Source organism: Solwaraspora sp. WMMD791 (assembly GCF_029581195.1).
Lineage (GTDB): Bacteria > Actinomycetota > Actinomycetes > Mycobacteriales > Micromonosporaceae > Micromonospora_E.
The window spans coordinates 2,691,204-2,700,000 of the sequence record NZ_CP120737.1 but is presented as its reverse complement, the minus strand read 5'-3'; the positions used below and the strand labels follow the sequence as shown (position 1 = coordinate 2,700,000).

Here is an 8,797-nt window from a genome sequence, read left to right as displayed (position 1 = left end):
CTGTGGCATTCACGCGTGTACTTCGCTGATCCTTTCGGGGGTTGGTGCAGGTGTGTGGATGGGTAGGGGAGCGTCGTGCCGGGGGTGAAGCAGCGGGGTGACCCAGCTGTGGACGCGGCACGAGTGAGAATGCAGGCATGAGTAGCGAAAGAAGGGTGAGAAACCCTTCCGCCGGATGACCAAGGGTTCCAGGGCCAGGCTAATCCGCCCTGGGTGAGTCGGGACCTAAGGCGAGGCCGAGAGGCGTAGTCGATGGACAACGGGTTGATATTCCCGTACCCGCGAAGGAGCGCCCATGATGAACCTCGTTGTGCTAACTGCCCGAACTTGGTGAGGTTTTCGGACTGATCTGAGGGAGCGCGGGAACCTGGCGGGTAGTAGTCAAGCGATGGGGTGACGCAGGAAGGTAGCTGATCCCGGCCGGTGGTTGTGCCGGGGTAAGCGTGTAGGCCGTGCCATAGGTAAATCCGTGGTGCATGAGGCTGAGACGTGATGCCGAGCCGATTCAGGTGAAGTCAGTGATCCTATGCTGCCGAGAAAAGCCTCTAGCGAGCTTCTAGCGGCCCGTACCCCAAACCGACACAGGTGGTCAGGTAGAGAATACCGAGGCGATCGGGCGAACTGTGGTTAAGGAACTCGGCAAATTGCCCCCGTAACTTAGGGAGAAGGGGGGCCGGAGACGTGAAGCCCCTTGCGGGTGGAGCGTTGTATGGCCGCAGAGACCAGGGGAAAGCGACTGTTTACTAAAAACACAGGTCCATGCGAAGAAGTAATTCGATGTATATGGACTGACGCCTGCCCGGTGCTGGAACGTTAAGGGGACCGGTTAGCTCTTCGGGGCGAAGCTGAGAACTTAAGCGCCAGTAAACGGCGGTGGTAACTATAACCATCCTAAGGTAGCGAAATTCCTTGTCGGGTAAGTTCCGACCTGCACGAATGGCGTAACGACTTTCCTACTGTCTCAACCACAGGCCCGGCGAAATTGCAGTACGAGTAAAGATGCTCGTTACGCGCGGCAGGACGGAAAGACCCCGGGACCTTTACTATAGCTTGACATTGGCACTCGAATTAGCTTGTGTAGGATAGGTGGGAGACTGTGAAGCTGGTACGCCAGTATCGGTGGAGTCATTGTTGAAATACCACTCTGGTTGATTTGGGTTTCTAACTTCGGACCGTGATCCGGTTCAGGGACAGTGTCTGGTGGGTAGTTTAACTGGGGCGGTTGCCTCCTAAAGAGTAACGGAGGCGCCCAAAGGTTCCCTCATCCTGGTTGGCAATCAGGTGTTGAGTGTAAGTGCACAAGGGAGCTTGACTGTGAGACTGACAGGTCGAGCAGGGACGAAAGTCGGGACTAGTGATCCGGCACTTGCGTGTGGAAGCGGTGTCGCTCAACGGATAAAAGGTACCCCGGGGATAACAGGCTGATCTTCCCCAAGAGTCCATATCGACGGGATGGTTTGGCACCTCGATGTCGGCTCGTCGCATCCTGGGGCTGTAGCAGGTCCCAAGGGTTGGGCTGTTCGCCCATTAAAGCGGTACGCGAGCTGGGTTTAGAACGTCGTGAGACAGTTCGGTCCCTATCCGCCGCGCGCGTAGGATACTTGAGAAGGGCTGTCCCTAGTACGAGAGGACCGGGACGGACGAACCTCTGGTGTGCCAGTTGTCCCGCCAGGGGCACGGCTGGTTGGCTACGTTCGGAAGGGATAACCGCTGAAAGCATCTAAGCGGGAAGCTCGCTTCAAGATGAGGTGTCCCACCCACTTGATGGGGTAAGGCTCCCAGTAGATGACTGGGTTGATAGGCCGGAGATGTAAGCCAGGTAACTGGTTCAGTTGACCGGTACTAATAGGCCGAGGACTTGACTTCGAAGGTGTACGCGTCCACTGTGTGATTCTGGGCAAACGGGCATTCCCTGTTGGGTGTGTTTGGTTTGTTGTTAGGGTTACGGCGGTTATGGCGGAGGGGAAACGCCCGGTTACATTCCGAACCCGGTAGCTAAGCTCTCCAGCGCCGATGGTACTGCACTCGTGAGGGTGTGGGAGAGTAGGTCACCGCCGGACATCTTCATACTTTAGGGCCACCCGTATCGGGTGGCCCTGAAGTGTTTCTAGGGCCGCGTTGTCTGCTTCGCGCCGCCACACTGCCTGGCCTGCGCCCGCAGCGGCTGCCGAAAGTTCCGAACTCTCAGTCGCGCTGCTGGATGTCGTCCCGTAGCCGCTGCAGCAGGTCAGCAGCCTCGTCCACGGTCCGGCCAGGGAACAGCGCCACGGCGATGCTGCCGTGGTCGGCCCAACCGCAGACCGGCATCTCCTCGGCGTCGGCCGGCGTACTGCCACACTTCATCACTCCGCCGTACCGGCCGGCGGGCACGCCGCGCAGACCGGAGACGGCGCCCTCCTCGTCGCCGACCAGGCCGATGAGAGTGTCCAGGTCCCGCTCCGGCGACCAGAGCGTCGTGGTGCCGCCGAAGAACAGCACGCTGCGGTCCGGATCGGCCGGGTCACGGTAGACGACGGCGGAGCTGCGGTCCAGGTCGATGCCGGCGGCGAACGCGCTGTGCAGGTACTCGGCGGTGTCGCGGGCCGACGTGCTGTTGTCGCGGACCAGTCCGGCGGCCTCCGGCGTCGGCACCAGGGTGGCGTCCTTCTGCTGCAGGATGCGCAGCGTGGCGGAGCCGAACAGGCCCGCGCCGAGCAGGCCGGTGGCCACCACCGCACCGATCACGATCCGCCGGGTACGGCCGGTCCGTGGTTGGCGGTCGGAGCCGTCGCCGGGACCGTCGCCGGCGGCGTCGCGTGCCGGTGGGGTGACGTCCAGCGGCACGGGGTCCTGGTGCGCCCGCCGGCCGCCGAAGATGTCGTCGACCATTGCGCCACCGTACGTCACCGGGGCGGCCTGCACGGGCCTGGGTCAATTCGGGTGTGGCGGCTCCGTAAACTCGATGGGTGACCGAAACTCCGCAGACTCACCCCAGCGACGCCTCTGACCTGCCGGCGCAGTACCAGCCTGGTGAGGTGGAACAGCGACGGTACGCGCGGTGGGTAGCCGAAGGCTATTTCACGGCTGACGCGACCAGCGGTAGACCGCCGTTCACGATCGTGCTCCCGCCGCCGAACGTCACCGGCTCGCTGCATGTCGGCCACGCCCTGGACCACTCGATCCAGGACACCTTGACCCGGCGGAAGCGCATGCAGGGTTTCGAGGTGCTCTGGCTGCCCGGCATGGACCACGCCGGGATCGCCACGCAGAACGTCGTCGAGCGCCAACTGGCCGCCGACGGGCTGTCCCGGCACGACCTGGGCCGGGAACGTTTCGTGGAGCGGGTCTGGCAGTGGAAGGCGGAGTCCGGCGGGGCGATCCTCGGGCAGATGCGCCGGCTCGGTGACTCGGTCGACTGGGGCCGCGAGCGGTTCACCATGGACGAGGGCCTGTCCCGTGCGGTGCAGACGATCTTCAAGCGGCTCTACGACGACGGGCTCATCTACCGGGCGGAACGCATCATCAACTGGTGCCCCCGGTGCCTCACCGCGTTGTCCGACATCGAGGTGGAGCACAGCGACGACGAGGGAGAGCTGGTCTCCATCCGGTACGGCGACGGCGACGCGTCGATCGTGGTGGCCACCACCCGGGTCGAGACGATGCTCGGCGACACCGCCGTCGCCGTGCACCCGGACGACGAGCGTTACCGGCATCTGGTCGGCACCGAGGTCGAACTGCCGTTGACCGGCCGGCGGATCCCGATCGTCGCCGACGCGCACGTCGACCCGGCGTTCGGCACCGGCGCGGTGAAGGTCACTCCGGCGCACGATCCCAACGACTTCGAGATCGGTCAGCGTCACCAGTTGCCCAGCCTGACGATCCTCGACGAGCGGGGTGTGGTCACCGCGGCGGGGCCGTTCCAGGGGCTGGACCGGTTCGAGGCGCGTCCGGCGATCGTCGCCGCGTTGCGCGCCGACGGGCGCATCGTGGCAGAGAAGCGGCCGTACGTGCACGCGGTCGGGCACTGCTCCCGGTGTCGGACCACGGTCGAGCCGAGGCTGTCGCTGCAGTGGTTCGTCGACACCGGTCCGCTGGCCAGAGCGGCCGGCGACGCGGTTCGCGACGGTCGGACCAGGGTGGAGCCGCCGGAGCTTGCCCGGCGCTATTTCGCCTGGGTCGACAACATGCACGACTGGTGCATCTCCCGTCAGCTGTGGTGGGGCCACCGGATCCCGGTCTGGTACGGGCCGGCCGGCGAGGTCGTCTGCGTCGGCCCGGACGAGCAGCCGCCCACCGGCGAGGGCTGGCGCCAGGACGAGGACGTACTCGACACCTGGTTCTCCAGCGCGCTGTGGCCGTTCTCCACGCTGGGCTGGCCGGAGCAGACCGACGACCTGCGGACCTTCTATCCGACCAGTGTCCTGGTGACCGGCTACGACATCCTCTTCTTCTGGGTGGCCCGGATGATGATGTTCGGGCTGTACGCGATGGACGGCCGTCAGCCCTTCGACGTGGTGGCCCTGCACGGCATGGTCCGCGACCAGTACGGCAAGAAGATGTCCAAGTCGTACGGCAACGTGGTCGACCCGCTGGACTGGATCGAACGCTTCGGTGCCGACGCCACCCGGTTCACCCTGGTCCGGGGCGCCAACCCGGGCGCCGACGTGCCGGTCAGCGAGGAGTGGTGCCAGGGTTCCCGGAACTTCTGCAACAAGCTGTGGAACGCCACCCGGTTCGCGCTGCTCAACGGCGCGCATCTGACCGGGCAGTTGCCGGCCGGGGCCGACCTGGGGATGACCGACCGGTGGATTCTGTCCCGGTTGCAGCAGGTGGTCACCCAGGTGGACGAGCAGTTCGAGGCGTACGAGTTGGCGAAGGTCTGCGACACGCTGTACCACTTCGCGTGGGACGACGTCTGTGACTGGTACCTCGAGTTGAGCAAGCCGGTGCTGGCGGCGGGTGGTCCGGCGGCCGAGCGGACCCGCCGCGTCCTGGGCCACGTGCTGGACCAGTTGCTGCGGCTGCTCCACCCGGTGATCCCGTTCGTGACCGACGAACTGTGGCTGGCGTTGTCGCGGGCCGCCGACCAGGCCGGCAGCGTGATGGTCGCCACCTGGCCGGTCGCTGACCGGTCCTGGCACGACCCGGCGGCCGAGGCGGAGTTGGCTGCGGTGCAGCGGGTGGTGACCGAGGTGCGCCGGTTCCGCTCCGACCAGGGGTTGCGGCCGACCCAGCGGGTCAGCGCCCGGCTCACTGGTCTGGCCGACGCCGGCGTCGGCGGGCACGAGCCGCTGATCCGGTCGTTGACCCGGTTGGACGCTCCGGCGGCGGACTTCTCGGCGACCGCGAAGCTGGCCGTCACCGCACAGATCACCGTCGAGTTCGACACCCGGGGGGCGATCGACGTGGCCGCCGAACGGGCCCGGTTGGAAAAGGACCGCGCCGCCGCCGAGCGGGAGGCCCAGCAATGCCGGGCCAAGCTGGGCAACAGCGCGTTCGTGGACAAGGCGCCGGCACCGGTGGTGGAGAAGATCCGCGCCCGGTTGGCGGTGGCCGAGGCGGAGCTGGCCCGGATAGCGGGCGCGCTCGCCGCGTTGCCCGCTGGTGACGGCGGGCAGTCATGACGGCGCGGCGCCCGGAGCGCTCCGGCGACGACGTGGCCCGGCCGGGCCGTACGGGCAGCGAGTTCGCGGCGGTCGAGCAGGCCCTCGACGGCCGGGGCTTCACCCGGATGGTGTTCGACCTGGACCGGATCGGGCAGCTGCTGGACCTGCTGGGCAGCCCCCAGCGGGCGTACCCGTCGATCCACCTGACCGGGACCAACGGCAAGACCTCGACCGCCCGGATGATCGACTCGCTGCTGCGGGCGTTCGGGCTGCACACCGGCCGGTACACCAGCCCGCACCTGGAGACGGTGCGGGAGCGGATCAGCCTGGACGGTGAGCCGGTCAGCGAGGACCGGTTCGTCGCCACGTACCGGGAGGTCGCCCCGCTGGCCGAGCTGGTCGACAAGCAGGCGCCGGAGCCGTTGACCTACTTCGACATGACGACGGCGTTGGCGTTCGCGACGTTCGCCGACGCCCCGGTCGACGTCGCTGTCGTCGAGGTCGGTCTCGGCGGCGCGGAGGACGCCACCAACGTGCTCTCCGCCGGCGTCTGCGTGATCACCCCGATCGGCCTGGACCATACCGAGTGGCTCGGCGACACCGTGACCGACATCGCGTTGGCGAAGTCCGGGATCGTGCACGCCGGTGCGACGGTGGTGACGGCGGTGCAGCCGGCGGAGGCAGCGGAGCCGATCCTGCAGCGGTGCGCCGAGGTGGGGGCCACCATCGCCCGGGAGGGTGGCGAGTTCGGCGTCGCGCACCGAGCGGTCGCCGTCGGCGGGCAGATGCTGTCGCTGCAGGGGCTCGGCGGGCGCTACGACGAGATCTTCCTGCCGTTGCACGGTGCCCACCAGGCACAGAACGCGGCGCTGGCGTTGGCGGCCGTCGAGGCGTTCCTCGGTGCCGGTCCGGGCCGGATGCTCGACACGGAGCCGGTCCGGCAGGGCTTCGCGGCGGTGTCGTCGCCGGGGCGGCTGGAACGGGTCCGCAGTGCGCCGACGATCCTGCTCGACGGGGCGCACAACCCGCACGGGATGGCGGCGACGGTCACCGCCCTGCAGGAGGAGTTCGCGTTCCGCCGGCTGGTCGTGGTGCTCGCGGTGCTCGCCGACAAGGACGCCGAGGCCCTGCTCGACCTGTTGGAGCCGGTCGCCGACGCGGTGGTGGTGACCGGCAATTCGTCTCCGAGGGCGATGCCGGTGGGGCAGCTGGCTGGTCTCGCCGTGGAGGCGTTCGGAGTGGACCGGGTGCGGGTGGCGGCGGACATGCCCGACGCGATCGAGGCGGCGGTGGTGCTCGCCGAGGAGGATGTCGACGGTGAGCTCAGCGGGGTCGGCGTACTGATCACCGGTTCGGTGGTGACCGTCGCCGACGCCCGCCGGCTGCTGACCCGATGACGCGCCGGTCGGGGTTGCGTAATCCGGCGGCGGCCGCCCGGGGGCTGGGGGCGGCGACCCTCGGGCTGGAGGCACTGGTCCTGGTGCTGGCGATCCAACCGATCCGGATGCTGGGCGACGGTGTCGGCGCGGCGGCGATGGCGGTCAGCGCGGCCCTGGCGGTGGCGGCGGTCGTCGTCGCCGGTCTGCTGCGGTACGGGTGGGCCTGGCATGCCGGGACCGTGCTGCAGGCGGCGGTGCTGCTGGCCGGCCTGCTGCACTGGTCACTGCTGGGGGTGGGCCTGGTGTTCGCCGCCGTCTGGGCGTACGTCTGGCACGTCCGTCGGGTCATCCTCAGCTGACCCGCGCTGGCGTTCCCGCCATTCGATGATGGCGATGCCGTGGCCGTCCGGGTCACGGAACGCTGCGGCCCACAGCTCCAGCCGGGCACCACGGTTGACCGCGCGTGGTGCGTAGGTGAACCGTACGCCTTTGGACTTGAGTTCGTCATGGACCCGCTGCAGGTCGTCGACTTCGAGGTTGAGGTGCATGAGTCGGCGGTTGACCGGGGCGACCTCGGGGATCGACCGCAGCACGAGTCGGGTCTGCCCGGAGGCGAGCACCGCGTTGCCGTCGCCGCCGTCGATCTCGAAGAAACCGAGCACGTCGCGGTAGAAGGCGACCGAACGGTCCAGGTCGGCGACGAGCAGGGTGAGTCCGACGCCGTGGATCGGACCGGGGTCGTCGTCGGGGTCGGCCGGTGGTGTGTCGGGCCCGTCGATGTCGATGTCGCCGGTCAGGTCCGGGTCGGTCGGTGGATCGGCCAGGGCGGTGCCGGTGGCGGCCGTACCGACGGTGGTTTCCGGCCGGGTGTCGGCGCGTGCCGGATCGGTGGCCGCCGTGGCGCCGCTGCCGGCCGTCGGTGTCTGCTCCGGGCCGGCAGCGCCGTGCGGTGTGGGCCTGGGGCGTCGGGGCAGCGGCACCGGCGGCGGGTCGACCAGGGTGCCTTCCAGCACGATCGGGCCGCCGGGTGTCTGGCTCACCACGACGGTGTCACCGGGTCGGGGTTCTCCTGGTCGGGGGGTGGGTGCCTCGACGTCCGGGTCGAAGTCGGGCCGGGTGAAGTCCGGCCGCGGGTTCTCCGCCGGGTCCCGTCTGCTCTCGGGCGGCCTGCGGTCGTCGGCGTCCCGCAGCGGTGCCTCGGCGACGGGTAGATCGTCGGGGTCGGCGAAACGGTCGTCGTCGTCGTCGTGACCCGGCCGGGCCCAGGGCGGCTGGTCGTCGCCGTCGAGCAGGTCGTCGTCGGTCACCAGGTCGTCGCCGACGAGGTCGAACTCGGGCTCGTCGAACTCCGGCGGCAGATCGGTGGGTTGGGCGGCGGCCTCCGCGTGGGTGAGGACGTCGTCCCACATGATCCGTACATGCCGTTGGTCGTCGATCGCCACCATGATCGGCAAGGTGGCGCCGGGATCGGGCCACTTGGCCACCGGCACCCGCGGATCGCGGATCTTGACCGAGCGCGGCGGCACCCCGGGAGCGTCGACCAGGATCTGCAGCTCGCAGCGGCCGTAGGTGGACGACGCCGGTGGTTCGGAGACGCTGCGGACGTGGGCGATCCCGGCGACCCAGGCCCGTTCCGCGCCCGGAAAGGCGGTGATCAGCACCAGGCTGATGGCGAGCACCAGCAGCGCCACGCCGAGCGCGGCGATCGCCCAGCTCGTCATGCCGGCACCGAACAGGATGATGAACGTGGCGAGGGTGCCGAGCACCGCCGCGACGAGTTTGCGGGCGGTGGAAACCGGTCGACGGCCGTTCGCCACAGTAGACCTCCCTGCG

The 8,797-nt window shown here is 68.2% G+C and carries 5 protein-coding genes and 2 rRNA genes (1 of these 7 running past the window's edge); 5 read left to right on the top strand and 2 right to left on the bottom strand.

Annotated elements, in window-relative coordinates:
* A 23S ribosomal RNA gene (locus tag O7623_RS11890) occupies positions 1 to 1,866 on the top strand; it begins 1,239 nt to the left of the window's first position.
* Positions 1,867 to 1,943: 77 nt separating this feature from the next.
* Positions 1,944 to 2,060, top strand: a 5S ribosomal RNA gene (rrf, locus tag O7623_RS11885).
* Positions 2,061 to 2,184: 124 nt separating this feature from the next.
* On the opposite strand, the gene O7623_RS11880 is transcribed toward rrf, so the two are convergent.
* Positions 2,185 to 2,868: a hypothetical protein gene (locus tag O7623_RS11880; RefSeq protein WP_282228671.1), complete on the bottom strand. Its 684-nt coding sequence runs from the start codon at positions 2,866 to 2,868 to the stop codon at positions 2,185 to 2,187.
* Positions 2,869 to 2,945: 77 nt separating this feature from the next.
* On the opposite strand from O7623_RS11880, the gene O7623_RS11875 reads away from it, so the two are divergent.
* The 3 genes from O7623_RS11875 to O7623_RS11865 are packed head-to-tail and all read left to right on the top strand — an operon-like array spanning position 2,946 to position 7,323.
* Positions 2,946 to 5,603 (top strand): valine--tRNA ligase, encoded by a 2,658-nt coding sequence (locus O7623_RS11875; RefSeq protein ID WP_282228670.1) that lies wholly within the window; start codon positions 2,946 to 2,948, stop codon positions 5,601 to 5,603.
* Positions 5,600 to 6,982, top strand: a complete 1,383-nt coding sequence (locus O7623_RS11870; protein ID WP_282228669.1) for a folylpolyglutamate synthase/dihydrofolate synthase family protein — start codon at positions 5,600 to 5,602, stop codon at positions 6,980 to 6,982. The genes O7623_RS11875 and O7623_RS11870 overlap by 4 nt, the downstream gene beginning before the upstream one ends.
* The gene (locus O7623_RS11865) at positions 6,979 to 7,323 is read left to right on the top strand and encodes a DUF4233 domain-containing protein (RefSeq protein WP_282228668.1); all 345 of its coding nucleotides are present in this window, start codon (positions 6,979 to 6,981) and stop codon (positions 7,321 to 7,323) included. Before O7623_RS11870 ends, O7623_RS11865 begins: the two co-directional genes overlap by 4 nt.
* On the opposite strand, the gene O7623_RS11860 is transcribed toward O7623_RS11865, so the two are convergent.
* Positions 7,246 to 8,781, bottom strand: a complete 1,536-nt coding sequence (locus tag O7623_RS11860) for a VOC family protein (protein WP_282228667.1) — start codon at positions 8,779 to 8,781, stop codon at positions 7,246 to 7,248. The genes O7623_RS11865 and O7623_RS11860 overlap by 78 nt on opposite strands.
* Positions 8,782 to 8,797: the final 16 nt, after the last annotated feature.

What these genes read in the sequence shown, in the direction of transcription:
- O7623_RS11880 (WP_282228671.1), bottom strand. Translation starts at nt 2,868, where the DNA reads ATGGTCGACGACATCTTCGGCGGCCGGCGGGCGCACCAGGACCCCGTG.
- O7623_RS11870 (WP_282228669.1), top strand. Translation starts at nt 5,600, where the DNA reads ATGACGGCGCGGCGCCCGGAGCGCTCCGGCGACGACGTGGCCCGGCCG.
- O7623_RS11865 (WP_282228668.1), top strand. Translation starts at nt 6,979, where the DNA reads ATGACGCGCCGGTCGGGGTTGCGTAATCCGGCGGCGGCCGCCCGGGGG.